The organism is Rhizobium quercicola (genome assembly GCF_021168455.1).
GTDB classification, from domain to species: Bacteria; Pseudomonadota; Alphaproteobacteria; order Rhizobiales; family Rhizobiaceae; genus Ferranicluibacter; species Ferranicluibacter quercicola.
This window is the reverse complement of record NZ_JAJOZR010000001.1, coordinates 563,218-578,139: the sequence shown is the minus strand read 5'-3', so window position 1 is coordinate 578,139 and position 14,922 is coordinate 563,218. Positions and strand designations below refer to the sequence as shown.

General features: G+C 62.8%; 12 protein-coding genes. 2 read left to right on the top strand and 10 right to left on the bottom strand.

The window, feature by feature from the left end:
* Positions 1 to 128: 128 nt before the first annotated feature.
* Positions 129 to 1,688: an ABC transporter substrate-binding protein gene (locus tag LRX75_RS02530; RefSeq protein WP_231811624.1), complete on the bottom strand. Its 1,560-nt coding sequence runs from the start codon at positions 1,686 to 1,688 to the stop codon at positions 129 to 131.
* Positions 1,689 to 1,850: 162 nt separating this feature from the next.
* Positions 1,851 to 4,295: a helix-turn-helix transcriptional regulator gene (locus LRX75_RS02525; RefSeq protein ID WP_231811623.1), complete on the bottom strand. Its 2,445-nt coding sequence runs from the start codon at positions 4,293 to 4,295 to the stop codon at positions 1,851 to 1,853.
* A gap of 211 nt (positions 4,296 to 4,506) precedes the next feature.
* On the opposite strand from LRX75_RS02525, the gene LRX75_RS02520 reads away from it, so the two are divergent.
* Both LRX75_RS02520 and LRX75_RS02515 read left to right on the top strand, forming a co-directional pair.
* Positions 4,507 to 4,752 (top strand): hypothetical protein, encoded by a 246-nt coding sequence (locus tag LRX75_RS02520; RefSeq protein ID WP_231811622.1) that lies wholly within the window; start codon positions 4,507 to 4,509, stop codon positions 4,750 to 4,752.
* Positions 4,753 to 5,183: 431 nt separating this feature from the next.
* Entirely contained in the window at positions 5,184 to 5,663 is a 480-nt protein-coding gene (locus LRX75_RS02515; RefSeq protein ID WP_231811621.1) for a hypothetical protein, read from the top strand.
* A gap of 48 nt (positions 5,664 to 5,711) precedes the next feature.
* Here LRX75_RS02515 and LRX75_RS02510 read toward each other — a convergent pair whose 3' ends face one another.
* From LRX75_RS02510 to LRX75_RS02475, 8 genes are all read right to left on the bottom strand, one after another.
* On the bottom strand, positions 5,712 to 5,936 hold the full coding sequence (locus LRX75_RS02510; protein WP_231811620.1) for a hypothetical protein: 225 nt from the start codon (positions 5,934 to 5,936) through the stop codon (positions 5,712 to 5,714).
* Positions 5,937 to 6,022: 86 nt separating this feature from the next.
* On the bottom strand, positions 6,023 to 6,238 hold the full coding sequence (locus tag LRX75_RS02505; protein WP_231811619.1) for a hypothetical protein: 216 nt from the start codon (positions 6,236 to 6,238) through the stop codon (positions 6,023 to 6,025).
* A gap of 23 nt (positions 6,239 to 6,261) precedes the next feature.
* Positions 6,262 to 6,528 carry a DUF1488 family protein gene (locus tag LRX75_RS02500; protein ID WP_231811618.1) on the bottom strand — a complete coding sequence of 89 codons (267 nt, stop codon included), beginning with the start codon at positions 6,526 to 6,528 and terminating at the stop codon, positions 6,262 to 6,264.
* Between the two features lie 250 nt (positions 6,529 to 6,778).
* The gene (gene rfbA / locus LRX75_RS02495) at positions 6,779 to 7,678 is read right to left on the bottom strand and encodes a glucose-1-phosphate thymidylyltransferase RfbA (protein ID WP_231811617.1); all 900 of its coding nucleotides are present in this window, start codon (positions 7,676 to 7,678) and stop codon (positions 6,779 to 6,781) included.
* Entirely contained in the window at positions 7,675 to 8,610 is a 936-nt protein-coding gene (gene rfbD / locus LRX75_RS02490; RefSeq protein WP_231811616.1) for a dTDP-4-dehydrorhamnose reductase, read from the bottom strand. Before rfbD ends, rfbA begins: the two co-directional genes overlap by 4 nt.
* Before the next feature lie 159 nt (positions 8,611 to 8,769).
* Positions 8,770 to 10,083 (bottom strand): right-handed parallel beta-helix repeat-containing protein, encoded by a 1,314-nt coding sequence (locus tag LRX75_RS02485; RefSeq protein ID WP_231811615.1) that lies wholly within the window; start codon positions 10,081 to 10,083, stop codon positions 8,770 to 8,772.
* 89 nt (positions 10,084 to 10,172) lie between these two features.
* Complete coding sequence (locus tag LRX75_RS02480) at positions 10,173 to 11,288, bottom strand: polysaccharide pyruvyl transferase family protein (RefSeq protein ID WP_231811614.1); 1,116 nt, start codon at positions 11,286 to 11,288, stop codon at positions 10,173 to 10,175.
* A gap of 93 nt (positions 11,289 to 11,381) precedes the next feature.
* Positions 11,382 to 14,912 (bottom strand): glycosyltransferase, encoded by a 3,531-nt coding sequence (locus LRX75_RS02475; RefSeq protein ID WP_231811613.1) that lies wholly within the window; start codon positions 14,910 to 14,912, stop codon positions 11,382 to 11,384.
* Between the last annotated feature and the right edge of the window lie 10 nt (positions 14,913 to 14,922).

Below are 14,922 nucleotides of genomic sequence, written 5' to 3'. Positions count from 1 at the left end.
CAAGGGCGGTGAGGCGAGCAGCGGAAACCATGTCCCGGTCCGTCTTGGGAGGGTATCGGACCGGGACAGGGGGAAACCGAGATGCCAGATCCTCGATCAGGACGGGCGCCGGTCTCGCTGAAGGGCGATCAGTTGCAGGTCCAGCTGTAGCGCGTGAAGTCGTAGTCGAAGGACTGCATGGGGACGGCCTTGAAGCCGGTCAGGCATTTGTCCATCGCGTGCTGGACAGTCTGGGTCATGAGGAAGACATCCGGCTGGATCTCGACCAGCTTGCGCTGCAGATCCTTGTAGATCACGGCCTGCTTCGCGACGTCGGCGGTCGAGCGGGCCTCGTCGATCAGGGCGTCGATCGCCGGATCCTGCAGCCACTCCACCGACGCCCAGGTGCCGGCGGCCTTGGAGTGATACTGGGTGAAGAACATGGAGTCAGGCGAGGGGTAGGTCGGCGAGAAGAAGATCTGATTGACGGCGGGCGTCGTCTCGACCTTGGTCGCGATCTCCGTGATCCGGTTCCAGGGGTCTGCCTGCTGCGTCACCTTGAAGCCGAGCTGCTCGAGGTTCGACTGCATCAGCAGGCTGATCTCTTCCTCGAACTTCGTGCCCGCGACATAGCCGAGCGTGATCGGGATCTCGGAGCCGGCATATTTCGACTGGGCGATCTCGGCCTTGGCCGCTTCCAGATCGTACTTCGGTGCCGGTACGTCACCGGCGTGAAACTCGGCAAAGCCGGACGGCAGCGGGGTCGTCAGCTCGCCACCGGGGAGAATGACATCGCGGATGGTCTGATAGTCGGTGGCCAGCGCCAGCGCGCGGCGGATGTGCACGTCGTCGGTTGGGGGCACCTTGGTGTTGAGCTTGAGGTAGAAGGCGGTCGTCGTAGGTTCGCTGACGACGGTGAAGCGGCCCATATCGGCGAGTGCCTTGTAGGTCTCGGGCGACTGGTACTGGCTGGTCATGGTCAGTTCGCCGGAGGCCGCGAGCGACCGCACCGTCGCCTCGTCATTGGTGATGATCCAGCGCACCTCGTCGATCGCGCCCTTGCCGAAGCCCTTGTAGTAATTGGGATCACGCTCGATCGTCATCCGTGCGCCGCGGTCCCACTCGACCAGCTTGTAGGCGCCGGCGCCGGCAACCGTGCTGCCGAGATAGGTCTGCGCGTCATCGCTGCCCTTGTTGGCCTCGACCACGTCCGAATTGACGATGAAGACGGCGGGAACGGTGGTCAGGAAGGGCGCAAAGGTCTTCGACAGCGTGAACTTGACCGTCTTGTCATCGATGGCGACGATCGAGCCGGGCTTCAGGACGTCGGTAAAGAGGTTGGCCGGGCCCTGGTTGATGCGGAAGAGCCGCTCGAAGGAGTAGACCACATCCTTCGCCTCGACGGGCGTGCCATCCGAGAACCTAGCGTCGGCCCGGATCTTGTAGGTGACCTCCTTGGCGTCGTCCGACACGGTCCAGCTTTCCGCCAGCTCGGGGATGATCTTGCCGGTGGGATCGACCGTGGTCAGGCCGTCATAGAGGTTCACAGCGGACATATAGTCCGTGTAGTCCGAAATCTTGGCGGGATCGATCGTGCCGAAGATCTGGACGGTGTTCATGGTCACCACGGTCTTGGCCGCAGCCGATCCGGCAAAGCCGGCAACCAGGGCAAGGGCGGCGGTGGAGGCGAGGGTGCAAAGCGTACGCATTGTGTCTCCCGTGTTGTCGAAGGTTCCCGGCGCGGCCATTTCATCGACCGTCATCTCGTTCTTGAACGCGAGGATGCATCGCGAGCCGGAGCACCTCAAGCGGCGTCACGTCTAGGTTTTCGTTTAAATGGTCTAGGTTTTGTGCGGTTGGGTCAGTCGAGGCTAGCCGAGAAGCCCCAGCGCCCGAGCGGACAGGATCGCTTCCTGGCGGCTGCGGCAGCCCAGTTTCCGGTAGACATTGCCGAGATGAAATTTCACCGTCGCTTCGCTGAGGCCCAGCGTGTTGGCCACGTCCTTGTTTGCGGCGCCCTCGGAGATCATCAACAGGATCTTGCTTTCGCGCCGCGACAGCGTGTTGCCCATCCGCGTCGACGGGGTGTCGAGGCGGCCGGAATCCCGCAGCTTGCGAAGAATTTGTCGGTTCCCGGTGACGGTGGACAGGAAGCCGCCGATGCGCTGGTTGTCAATCAGTTCCTGCAGGAAGACGCGCTCCTCGGCGAGCGGCGCGATGGTGCCGAGCCTGGCACAGTCGCCGAAGGTCTTCTGCAGCACGGCGCGTGCCTGCGTCGCATTGCGCTGACGCTTGGCGACATAGGCGAGCCAGATCTCGGCGCTCATCCGCTGGCGATCCGTGAGATTCATGTTGCCGATGATGGTGGTCACGAGCCCGTCGAGGCCGGGCCGCTGCGGCGCCTCGTAGACGATTTGGCGCAGCCAGATGAGCGCCAGCGCCAGTTCGTCGCGCTCCTGTACGCGTGCCAAGAGTTCGCCGCCCGCCAGAACGAAGGCGCGATCGACCCGGCCTTCCATCGCCGCCAGCGTGTCGGCCGCTTCCTGCCAGCGGTTCGCGTTTTGAAGGACGGCGGCCTCGCGGATCGAGATCATCGCCTGAAACTGCCCGTTCGACGTCTGGTAGACGCGCCAGCGATCAAGAAAGCTTCGGGCCGCCATGGTGGAGAAGTGCTCGCCCAGAGCCTGGCTGCCGTAGTGAAGCGCGAATTCGAGGAGACTGGGCCAGATCTCGCCATGGGCAAAGCCGTCGATCTCGAGATTGAGGAACCGTGCCAGCGGCTCGGCGCGTCCGCCTTCGTATTCGACGCACGCATCCATCAGCACCTGAAGCCGCACATCGTTGGGACTTTCGAACGGCAGCTCCGCAATGAACGCGGCCGATTGCGTCGCGTGGCGGCGCGCGGCCAGCGCATCGCCCATCATCAGCCGGATCAGCGTCTGGTGAAGGCTGATGTAGAAGGCAAGGAGTGGTGCGCGGGCGGCGCGATAATGAAACATGGCCCGCTGCGCCACCTCTTCGGCCGCAGCAAACTGTCGATTGCGAATGTAGAATTCGAGCACTGAGTTGTAGAAGCTGCCGCGCGACAGATGGTCATCCGTCGGAAACTCCGCAATCAGCGCATAGGCCCGCTCCAGCAGTTCCTCGGAGAAGAAGTAGTCCTCGTAAAGCAACATCACGAGCCGGAACGCCCGGAACGGACGCGAGAAGACCGAGCGGCTGGAAAACACCTGCGTGTAGTCGTTGGCAATGTCGCCGAAACGGTCGATGAGCAGGCGGCGGGCGCGCGCGATATCGCCGAGCTTGAGCGATTGCAGCGCTTTGGCGAGAACGAGGACCTCTGTCTGGATCGAAAAGGTCAGCGGAAACCCGGCAAGGACGGTGTCGAAAGCCTTTGGCCCAAAATAGTAGAGAAAGAAGGGGCCGCCGGCATCCTGAAAGATGCGCAGCGCATTGTCGAAGAGGCCGGCTTTCTGGAAGGCGCAGATTGCCTCGACCACGAGACCTCTCGCCCGGTAGGCTTCGGCGATGGCTCTGGCGCTCCCGGCTTTGCGCAGTCGCCGCTCCATCGCATCGTCGATCGCCTCGCGCAGGACCTGGCGGACGCCTGCCACGGCCAGTGTTGGCCGACCCGCGGCGTCGGGGCGCATCAGGAACGGCGCCACGGGCGGCGCAGGGGATGAAGCGGAGACGCCAGACGCGGAGAAGGCGGGGTGCGGTATCGCGACCCCCGCCCGCTTGGGCGTCTCCAACAGCATCAGCCGCAGGACGACGAGCTCCTCGTCGGGCATCGTCGCCAGCACCTCGGCATCGAGAAAAGCACGCAGAATATCCGGAGGGCCTTCGAAGAGGCCGGCATTGAACACGGCGAGCGGCCATCCCCCGCTCCTGGCGGCCACATCGTCGCACGCGGTCCCGAACAGCCTTGCAAGCTCTCTCTGCGCCATCATCAGGTCGTTGCTGCCGATCAGCATCGCCTGTGCGTAAGCAAGGGCCCGTGCCTGTCCCGGAAGAACCGTGTCCGGACGCTTCGCGATGATCAGCCTGCGCGTGCCGGAGACGCAGGCCTCGGGGATGGGGCGGGGCGTCGTGTAGGGCGGTATATCCCACAGGTCGGGCACGGTATCCGCTGCCGTGCCGCTCGCGGGATGAACGGGCGGCTGGGGCGAAAGAACCACGTTGCCGCCCGTCTGCTGCGCAATCAAGGCCAGAACGGAGGATTTACCCATGCCGGCAGGTGCTTCCAGTATGACGATCGGTGTCCCGGCATCCAAGATGCGGGCCATCAGTTCGGGCCGGTCGATCAGAGCGCCCACCGCAGTCCTCCCCGAAGATTTACGCTCCGCCTCGGTAGCAACTGCCACGGCATTCCGCCAGACCTTTGCGCCGGTCTTGCCGCTCGCCAATCCCGTCGGAGCGCTCTTGCTAACGCTCGGGATTAGGCGCAGTACGGGTCTTCTGCAGCAAATTTGGCGGGCGCTGCCGCTTAAGGGCTGAATGCCTTGGCCTGAAATTGAGGAGGACATCATGTCTTCCAAGAAGCTTTCGATCAAACCGACATCCGTCTTCGCAACCGATGAGTGGGAAGGGAAGGCGGCCTATCGGAGTCTGCCCTTGCGGAGTCATGCCGCGTTCGACCGCGATCTGTCGCCGCTTTCCGGGCAACGCTCGTCCCTCGTGCGCCGGGTGCTGCTCGTCACCGTCGAATGCACCCTGATCCTCGGCCTGGTGGTCGCCTTGCTTCTCGCGGTTGTGCCAGGTGCTTCCTCCTGACGTAAACCATCCCGGGCAGTCGGATTTTTTCCGAGAAACTTGGATGCAGCCGTGGATATCTCGGTCCGCATGGCGTCAAGCGAGCTGCGCAGGATGCGGATGTCGGCGCTAAGGGCAGGGGCCGTGTCCTGCTCTTCCCAGTAGAGAAGCGTGTCGTGCCACCCGGTGGTCGACATGGCGATATCAAAATATTAATCCTGTAATGAATCGGGAATTGCCAGTTCATATTCAAAATTTATTTGCACGATAACGAGTAAAACAGTCACTATGAGCAATAGATTTGGATTATCACCACGATTACTTCCGATAATCGTCTGTGAAACATCCTGAGGGCTTGTTTTCAGCCGTGCGAATGGACAAGTGTCCGGCGAAGGCCTTGCGCCGGCAAGCATTGTAACCGCACCCACCCGGACATCTGCACTGGAAAAGACATGACGAAGCCGATCGACGAACGCCTGAACAAGGTTCTGGTGATGGGAAGCCGCATCGAAGGGGACGCCCGGCGAAAGCAGGAAGAGGTGGACCTGATCAAGTCGCGCAAAGCCGAGCGGAAGCAGTGGGTCGAGACGCATTGGGTGCAGACATTCCGCCCGAAGATCGAAAGCGCGATCGAGGCGCTGAACCAAAAGCTCCAGATGGCCGACATGCCGAAGATGCGGTTGACGGAACCCTCGGCGGGAACGTCATCCAAGGTCGAGATGGAACTCACGAGCGCGGTTTCGGGCCGCTCCATTCGCAGCGCGGTCAGCCTGACGGACGATCATATCCAGTTTCAGCATTACAGCCGCTCATCTGCACAGAGCGTTGCTGTCGGCCATAGTATCATCGCGCTGAATGATTTTACCGCCGAGGCGGTGCAGGCCGTGCTGATCGACGTTCTCGAAGCCTTCACGGCTGATCTGCCTCGCTAAAGGCCGAATGGCGGCTCCTTGGCATTCGCCCGGGAGCCGCCCTGTCGCTCAGCGATGAACGGCGGCGCGGCGCTCGAGATGCTGCTGCCAGGTGGTCGTCGCATCGTCCGCGGTCTGTTTGTCACGGAAGTCGAACGTGTGCTGGCCGCGGGCTCGCGTCGCCGGATCGAAGGGCACCTCGTGATAGGCGGTCCCCTCGGCGATGCCGACGGAGGCAAGGACGCTGTGTATCTCGTGGACATAGTGTCCGGTGATATCGAAATGAACGTTCATGGGCGTCTTCCAGTTCTGGCTGTCGCGGAAACGTCGTCCCGCGGGATCTCGGGACGACGGGGATTTCGGGGCAAAGGCGACGGGCGTCAGGGTGTCTCGACGGTCTCGTCTGCGCTTTCGTTGCGCTTTTTGACTGCGGGGGCGGGTGCCTTCACGGCGGCCGCGCGCTGGGCGCTATCGGCGTCGCGTTTGATTTCGGCAGGTGTCTTCGGGCGAAATTCAATCATTGTCTCATCCTTCAAAGCCGCGCGTTCGGCGGCATCCGGTTTCGGATTCAGTGGTATCGGCTTGAGGCTCGACATCGGATCGTCGGGTGCGACGGGTCCTATCGGAGGTCCTCAAGGCCGAGCCCGATCATGTTGCCGCGCTTCTTCGTATAGGCGGCCTCGGCGGCCTTCAGGATCGCGCCACGCAACTCGTCGAAGGATGCGAGGTAATCATCCTCGCTGGTGTTGCGGTGCGATTTTTCCGACTGCAGCGCGTCGAGCGCAACGAAGAAGCGGATTTCCGACATGCCGTCATACCCGACGAAGCGAACGCACTGGTTCCTGTCGTCAAAGCTGCGGGATACGTTGGGAAAGCTAAGCGACATCGCGAAAGACCCTCCCGGACTGCGGCCACGCCACAGCGGCGCGTGTCCGCGGACGCGATGACCGGATGGTCCGTGGAGAGGCCATATCGAAAGGAGCGTGAACGTTCTGGCTGGAAGACAAGCTGTCCTCCTTTGTTGGGGCAAGGTTCCTTTGCCTCGATGCCAGCGCCCGTTCCGTGAGCTGTCACTCTCCGTCAAGTGGCGCTGAATCTTTCCGTTACAAGGGGCTCCGTCGATTATTGCGGGACGCCTACCGCGCGATGGGAAACGGCACGACGTTCGAGGGCTGCAGGGCCTGCTTCATGAGGTATTGCCCATAGGCGCCCTTGCCGAGTTCGCGTGCCAGCTCAAGCAGTTGCTCGCTCGAAATGAAGCCCTTCTGAAAGGCGATCTCCTCCGGGCAGGAAATCTTGAAGCCCTGCCGGCGCTCGAGGATGGCGACGAATTCGCCGGCGTCGAGCTGGCTGTCGGGCGTGCCCGTGTCGAGCCAGGCATAGCCGCGGCCCATCAGCTCGACATTCAGTTGACCGCGTTCCAGATAGACGCGATTGACGTCGGTGATCTCGAGTTCTCCGCGCGGCGAGGGTTCGAGGCTCGCGGCGATGTCCACAACGCTGCTGTCGTAGAAATAGAGGCCCGTCACGGCCCAGTTGGATCGGGGCACGAGAGGCTTCTCCTCGATGGAAACCGCCTTCATCCGGACATCGAAGTCGACCACGCCGTAGCGTTCGGGATCGTTGACGTAATAGGCGAACACGGTCGCGCCCGTCTTGCGCATTCTGGCGCGTGCGAAGAGCTCCGCGATGCCGTGACCGTAGAAGATGTTGTCGCCCAGGATGAGGCAGGAAGGGCTGGAGCCGACGAAATCCGCGCCGATGATATAGGCCTGCGCGAGGCCGCCGGGAGACGGCTGCTCGGCATAGGTAAGCTTCAGTCCCCACTTGCTGCCGTCACCGAGAAGTCGCCGGAAATTCGGGAGGTCGTGCGGCGTGGAGATGATGAGAATGTCGCGAATGCCGGCCAGCATGAGCGTGGACAGCGGGTAGTAGATCATCGGCTTGTCGTAGACCGGCATCAGTTGCTTGGATGTGACCAGCGTCATCGGATGCAGGCGCGTCCCGCTGCCACCTGCCAGAATAATACCCTTCATGAATGCCTCTCCTTCATCGGCGTTGCCTCTTTCATCGTGTCGAAAAGTCGCTCGATCACCCGTTCCGTCGCGGGCCGCCAGCCCGGCATGGCGATGCCGTGCTCGGCTTTCAGCTTGCGGCAGTCGAGTTCCGCATTCGCCGGTCGCTCGACGGCGCTCGAATAGGTGTGCGAGGGGATCGGGTTGACGGCGGCGAAGGGACCGCCGCGCGCCCGCGACGCCCGGAAGATCTCCTCGGCGAAACCGGCCCAGCTCGTCCGTCCGCTGCCGCTCAGGTGAAATGTCCCGCGCAGGCCGGGATCGTCGCTCGCCATCAGGTTCCGCGCGACCGCGAGGATGGCGTCCGCGATGTCGAAGGCGGATGTGGGCGTGCCGAACTCGTCGGCGATGACATTGACGCAGTCGCGATCCTCGGCGATCCGCAGCATCGTCTTCAGGAAGTTCGAGCCGAAGGGGCTGAACACCCAGGCTGTGCGCAGAATCACATGATCGGCAGTCGAATCTGCGATGGCCCGCTCGCCGCCAAGCTTCGATCGGCCATAGACGCCGAGAGGGCCCACGGGGTCGGCCTCCGCATAGGCGCCGGCGGTCGCGCCATCGAAGACGCAGGCGGTCGAGAGATGGATGATCGGGACACCGAGCGTGGCTGCAACCTGCCCGAGGATGCCGGCGGACGTCTGGTTGACGAGAATTGCGAGACCCTCGTCGGCCTCCGCCTGTTCGATGGATGTATAGGCCGCCGCAGACACGATGACGTCGGGCCTTGCCGCCGTCAGGGACGGGGCGATCGAGTGGACGTCCGACAGGTCCAGCCCGGGGCGACCGAGGGGGATGATGTCGAGATCGGCGTTGACGGCTGCCCGATCGCGAAGCGCGCTGACGACTTGTCCCTGTCGTCCCGTGACGACGATACGGCGGCGCGGCTCCGTCATCGCCGCATCCCGCGCAGACCCGCCCATCCCCAGGCGTTGGCAACGGAAAATATCATGTCCTCGTTCCCCCGTTGAGAAACTGAATGTGAAAGAGCCCCATCACGATGCCGCCCGGCGTAACCCTGCAGGCGCGGCGATCTCATCTGCACCAGGTGCCGCCTATGGCTGTCCGGAGGGCTCCGCCCGCGCGGGAGCCTGCTCGCAGCCGGACGTCTGGTTGTTCGCGATCATGTTGCCCGACGGGCGCCCGTTTCCGGCAAGCGTGCGGACATGCGTCCAGGCGATCCGGCCGTCCGTGACGACGCCCCCGCCCGAGGGTGTCACGGTGCCGGAGGTGCCGGCGTTCTCCGTCTGATAGATCTCGCCATCCGCATAGATGAAGCGTCTTGCCGCATAGTCCGTCGCGGCCTTCCAGCGGCCATAGCCCTGCCCGACCATGACACAGCGCAGCTGCGTCGGTTGCGCCTGATCGTCGGCGATGATGTTGCCGACGATCACATTGTTCCGCCCACCGCCCCCGAACGCGCCGTTGGCAAGGATGCCGGCATAGATGCTCGTGTCCTGCGGATTGTGCAGCGGGGAATGCGGGTTGAGGTTCTGCCCGTTGCCGATGGCGACATTGCCCATGACCGTGTTTTCGTCGCCATAGATGGCGATGCCGTTCAGCGCGTTGCCGGAGACGTGGTTGCCGAGCACCACATTGCGGTCGCCGGTCACGGAGATCCCGTTGTCACCCGTGCCTTCCGCTCTATTGTAGGCGATCACGTTGCCGAAGGCGTTGTAGCGAATGCCGACAAGCTCGATGCCGTTTCCCTGCGTCGCATTGTTGGAAATGTCGTTGCCGTTCGCACCATTGTCGATCTGGATGCCGAAGCCGGCATTGCCTTCGAATTCATTGCCTTGGATGGCAATCCCGGAGGAGGCGTTGGTGATGGCGATCGCATTGGCGGCCACACCGTTCTCGAAGCGCGCGCGTTCGACGCGTCCGTTGCGGGCATTGGAGAAGACCAGAGTTCCCGCATCGACAGCACCCCCACCCGTCAGGCGAAAATTATCGGCACGAACGGCGCCGAGGGTTCGGCTCCGGCCGTTCTGGCGAAAGATTATGTTTTCGATCGCGACATGCGTCGCGCCGGGCGGAACGTCGAAGGCGGCACCATCGCCGTCGGAGAGGAGAACCGTTCCGGTCGCACCGCGGAGACTGGCATTGCGGGCAAAGACCAGCGTCCCGTCGATCCTGTAGGGGCGGCCGCGATTCTCCAGAAACACGGACTGCCCCTTGGAAAGGCGGCCCCGGATCTGCGCGAACGCCGCCCCGTCCTCGACGGCCGTGCTCCGGGAGCCCGTGTCCTGCAAGGCCGAGGCCTTGATCGGGAGGAGCAGGCAGATCGTGGCCGCAAAGCCAAGCGCGATGCGCCGCACGGCCCCGCTGCCGTGCCGGCGCGCCGCCATTTTCACACCTTCGAAACCCATATGGCCGCGATCCTGTTCTCGAACCCCCGGAGCCCGGCCGGACGACGCGCCTGCGCGCCCCGCGCCGAGCGAAACGATGCGACGTGGCCTCAGGCCGCCATGAATTCCTGCTCCTCGCGCATCTCCAGTCCGTTGCTCTTGAAGAATGCCGTGAAGGTCCTGAGATAGGCGCCGTACCGTGCCTCGAAACGGCTGAAATCGGCCTGCTCGACCAGAGACGGCAGGTCGAGGCTTCGTGTCATGTCGACGCTCTCGGCGGGCACGAAGGGAATGTTCAGCGTCTGGGCGAGCTCGACCGTTCTCGCGTCATGTGTCATCAGGATGCCGGGCGTTCCTGCCAGCAGGGCCGCGACGGTTCCGTGGATGCGCGTTCCCACGAAGAGGTCCTGCGTCTGGGCGTAGTCGGTCCACTTCTCGAGGTCGTAGAACACCTTGCCGTGCAGCCGGAGATACCGCCCGACCGCCTCCGCATCGCTGTCGCCGTAGGATTTGCAGACGATGGGATCGACCTTTGCCATGATCTCCTTGTTCACGGTGCGGCCCAGCGCATAATAGAAATCCGCGAGCTCGGACTGCAGGACGATATCGTAGCGCTGGCGGTAGGCCTCCTTGTAGAAGTAGTCCTGCAGGGGGCTGGTATTGTGCATGAGGTGCCGCGTGGAGTGGAACGCCACGCGCTGCGGATTTCTCGGCACCTTCGACAGCGGCCCGCGCGCATAGCTGGCAAGGAGCAGCGACGGGCACCCGGTTACCTCGACGTTCTTCACGCCAAAGCCGTTGAGAACTTCGGCCGAGAACGGCCCGCGCACGGAAATCATCTTCGAGCTGTCGGCCGCCAGCCTTACCAGCCGTTCCGTCCCCGGTTTCAGGGTCGGATGCTCCCGGCCCCTGCTTGGCTGCGCGCCGAGGCCGACCAGGATGACCGGAAGTTTCAAGGCCTCCAGCCGCTCGGCCAGCACGCCGAAATCGCTATGCGGGTTCAGCCAGTTGGCCGCAGCGACCACCACGGCGTCCCGGCCTTTGGCGACCTCCGGCGTGAAGTGATAGGAAGAGATCACGCCGTTGCGGATTACCCGGAAGAGCGATTCCGAAAAGATGAGATTGCCCGTGTTGTTGCCGGCGACGCTCAGGCATTTTTCGACCGTGAAGCCGTTGTTGAGGACGCCGCGAACGTTGATTCCAAGGACGAGAGGAGATTTGAACAAGAGACATTCCTTTGCTTTATCTGGAGCCATAGCGGCAACGCTTTGCACGATCGTCGCTCCGAGCCGGACGCTTCGGTGACGTCGCGGGTCGGGTTACTTCAGGTATTTTTTGTAGATTTCCGTGTATTTCTTCGCGACCGCCTCGATCGTGTAGGACGATCCGACGGACAGCGAGGCATTGGAGAAGCGGTCACGCACGTCCCTCCGGGTCATTTCGATCATTGCGTTGGAAAATTCGGTGGTGAAGATGTCGTCCGCCGCGGTGTTCGGCACGAGAATGCCCGCCGTTTTCTCTCCGGCCGTCAGCATCTTGCGGATCTCACCGATATCCGTGGCGATGATGGGTGCGCCCATGTGCATCGCCTGAATGAGCGTGAGGGGGAAGGATTCACCCTCGAAGCGGGACGGCAGGATGGCGACGTCGGAGATGGCGTAGGCGCCGTTGATGCACTCCTGGTAACCGACGAAATGGACGCCCTCTTCCTCCGAAAACTCCTCCTGCAGGACCGCAAGTTCCGGCCCGGAACCGCAGAGCATCAGATGCAAGGGCACTTCGGAATGCCGCTGGGCGATGCGCTTGGCCTCGATGGCGACGCGCCAGCCCTTTTCTTTGATGGCGCGGGAGGCGAGCGTGAAAAGCACGCCTCCTTCGGGCACGCCGAGCTCCGCCCGCGAGATCGGGAACGGCCGGTCGTCGGAGGGCATGCCGTTCGGAATGAAGGTCACCCGGTTCGGATCGAGCGGCACGCCGTCGAGATGGGCGAGATTCTTCGCGCTTAGATAGGTCCAGTGGTCTACGCCGCGAATGAGCCGGAACAGCATGTCCTCGCCCATCGGCGTGACTTCGTAGGAGCCGTGCAGCGTCACGATGTAGCGCACTTTGCGGTCGCAGCGGTTCCGGGCACCGAAGAAGAAATACTCGACCGATGCGACATGGGAGTGCACGAGATCGATGCCGGCCGTTTCGATGAAGTGATCGATGCCGACTTCGGTGACCCAGTGCGCGTCGTAGACGGCGACCCGCCGGTCGAGCAGGTTGCGCACGGTGGCATTCTGCTTCCACCCGTCGGTGATGAGGAACGATACGAGATACCCCATTTCCACCAGCGTATTGGCAAGATGGATGGGGAAGATCTCGCCGCCGCCGAGGTGGAAGCCGAGCGTGGCGACGAGAACGTGCTTGGTGGAGCGCCGGGTCCTCAGCACCTTTTCGTTGTGATAGTGCATCGTCAGCGCGCCGATGTGCTTCTCGGCCCCGGAATAGACGAACTGGCGGTAGACGTTGAAGTAGAACTCCAGGGCGATATCGTCGGGCGTGCCCCAGCGCTCGCGAAGCGACACCATGATCTTCTGGTGCTCCGCATAATACTTCGGCTGAATGAAGCCCTTGACCGAGGTGTTCTTGCCGTGCTGGCGGAAATAGGCCACGGCGTCCGGCGCATAGGCCATCTGGCCGCCGCCGGCCAGGATCGAGTAGAGATACCAGTCGCCGCAGATCTTGTAGGAGACAAGCTCGTCCCACACCTCTTCCGGTATGCTCTGGTTGCGGAAGACGCAGCCGCCGACGTTCGGAATGAGGTTGGACTTTCCGAAGCCGCCACGAAAGAACTGGTGGGCCGGACGCTTGAACGGTTGGCTCCAGATCCCGGCTGAGGCGCGTTCGCGGTACTCGTCGAGACCCGGGCTCATGTTGCCCACGGCATCGGAGAACTGGATGCGCCCGAAGGCGACCATGACGCTTTCGTCCACCAGCGGCCGCACGCAGTGCTCGAGGAAGTCCAGTTCGCAGAAGTCGTCGCTCTCGCAGATCCAGATGACCTCGCCTGCCGCGCTTTCGATTCCCTTGCGCCACTGCTTGAAGACGCCGCCCGAATTCACGGTGTTCAGGATCGTCCGGATCTGCGGATAGCGCGCGGCATAATCCGCAATGACCGTCCGGCTGTCATCCGTGGAGCAGTCGTCGAGGATGATCACCTCGAGGTTTTCGTAGGTCTGGTTCAGGATGCAGTCGAGACGCTTCTGAAGAAACCGCGCATGGTTGAAATTGGGAACGATGGCGGTGACGAGAGGGGCGTAGTCCTTGAGCGCCAGATGCGTTTCGTATGGGATCGCGCGACGGCCCTCGCTGATGCCGTGCAGGATGAAGTGCTTGAACGGGTTGCCGCCGCCGTTCTTGATGTCCTCGTTCTTCTCCAGATAGTAGCGCGTATTGAAGGTCGGGCTCGGATCGCGAAGCTCGCGCCAGCCATGGTTCATGTAGTGCTCGAAGAGATCGAGGCCCGAGCCCTGCAGGTCCGTCGATGATGCGAGATAGTAATCCTCGTCGAAGGCGGCCCGCACGCGCTCGTCCTCCCGCTCTCCCGCAGGGGCGACGTCCGAGAAGCTGCGCCCTTCCGCCCGTCCCCATCGGAGATAGTGGACGAAGGGGTTCCAGGCGCTATCGCCGACATCGGGATTGGCCTCGAGATAGGCGCTGAGCGAAAAGGATGCGGACGGATCCCAGCCGTCGGACCAGCCCTTCGACAGGAAGTGCTCGATGAGATCGATATCCTCGCCCGGATGATCGGAGAAATGGCGGAGATAGAAGGCGTCGTCGAATTCGAGCGCAACGAGTTCGTAGTCGCTCAGGTCGAAGGTTCGTAGGTCCTGTTCCCCGGCTTTGACCGGTCTTGCGAGGTCTCGGCCCTCGCGCCGTCCCCATCGGATGTAGTGGACGAAAGGATTGAAGCCGGACGTGCGCACGTCCGCATTGGCATCGAGATAGGCCGAAACGGAGAAGGTGGGGGACGGATCGAAGCCGGCGAGATGACCCTTGGACAGGAAATGCTCGATGAGGTCGATCTCGCTTCCCGGCGGCTCGGGAAAATGCCGCAGGTAGAAGGCGCTGTCGAATTCCGGTGCGACCCATTCGTAGTCGCTGAGCTCGATATTGGCGATGTCGCTGTCGCGGCCCGCGGCGGTCGGCGCGAAGCGACGTCCCTCCAGTCGTCCGCGCTGCAGATAGTGGACGAAGGGATTCACGCCCTTGCTGCGCACATCCGGGTTCGCCTCGAGATAGGCGGAGACGGAAAATGCCGGGCTCGGGTCGTAACCGTCGATCCAGCCCCTGGACAGGAAATGCTCGATCAGGTCGATCTCGGGGCCCGGTGGCGTCAGAAAGTAGGTCAGGTAGAAGGCAGGATCGAATTCCTCGGCCACGCATTCATAGTCGCTGGGCGCGACGGCCAAGATCGTCTCTTCCGGGGTGCCTTCCGCTTCCGCCGGCGGTTCGCCGATGTCGGGCATGAGCGGTGCCGGTCGTCCCTCGTCCCGCCCCCAGCGCAGATAGTGCACGAACGGGTTGTGTCCGGCCTCGCGGACGTCGGGATTTGCGTGGAGATAGGCCTTGACGGAAAAGGCGGGAGACGGGTCGTAGCCCTCTTTCCACCCCGTCGACAGAAAATGTTCGATGAGGTCGATCTCGGGGCCGATCGGGGCGAGAACCTGGCTCTGGTAGAAGCTTTCGTCGAATTCGGGGGCGACCTGTTCATAATCGCTGAGCGCGATCTCGGGATAGGGCTCGCGGAAGATCCGGCGATCGAACGGGACCGGGGCGCCGACGGGTTCGCTTCGTACGCGTTCCAAGATATTCACG

Excerpts from the sequence above, each read along its gene's own strand:
- LRX75_RS02515 (WP_231811621.1), top strand. The coding sequence starts at position 5,184 with ATGACGAAGCCGATCGACGAACGCCTGAACAAGGTTCTGGTGATGGGA.
- LRX75_RS02485 (WP_231811615.1), bottom strand. The coding sequence starts at position 10,083 with ATGGGTTTCGAAGGTGTGAAAATGGCGGCGCGCCGGCACGGCAGCGGG.
- rfbD (WP_231811616.1), bottom strand. The coding sequence starts at position 8,610 with ATGACGGAGCCGCGCCGCCGTATCGTCGTCACGGGACGACAGGGACAA.
- LRX75_RS02530 (WP_231811624.1), bottom strand. The coding sequence starts at position 1,688 with ATGCGTACGCTTTGCACCCTCGCCTCCACCGCCGCCCTTGCCCTGGTT.
- LRX75_RS02510 (WP_231811620.1), bottom strand. The coding sequence starts at position 5,936 with ATGAACGTTCATTTCGATATCACCGGACACTATGTCCACGAGATACAC.
- LRX75_RS02500 (WP_231811618.1), bottom strand. The coding sequence starts at position 6,528 with ATGTCGCTTAGCTTTCCCAACGTATCCCGCAGCTTTGACGACAGGAAC.
- LRX75_RS02505 (WP_231811619.1), bottom strand. The coding sequence starts at position 6,238 with ATGTCGAGCCTCAAGCCGATACCACTGAATCCGAAACCGGATGCCGCC.
- LRX75_RS02520 (WP_231811622.1), top strand. The coding sequence starts at position 4,507 with ATGTCTTCCAAGAAGCTTTCGATCAAACCGACATCCGTCTTCGCAACC.
- rfbA (WP_231811617.1), bottom strand. The coding sequence starts at position 7,678 with ATGAAGGGTATTATTCTGGCAGGTGGCAGCGGGACGCGCCTGCATCCG.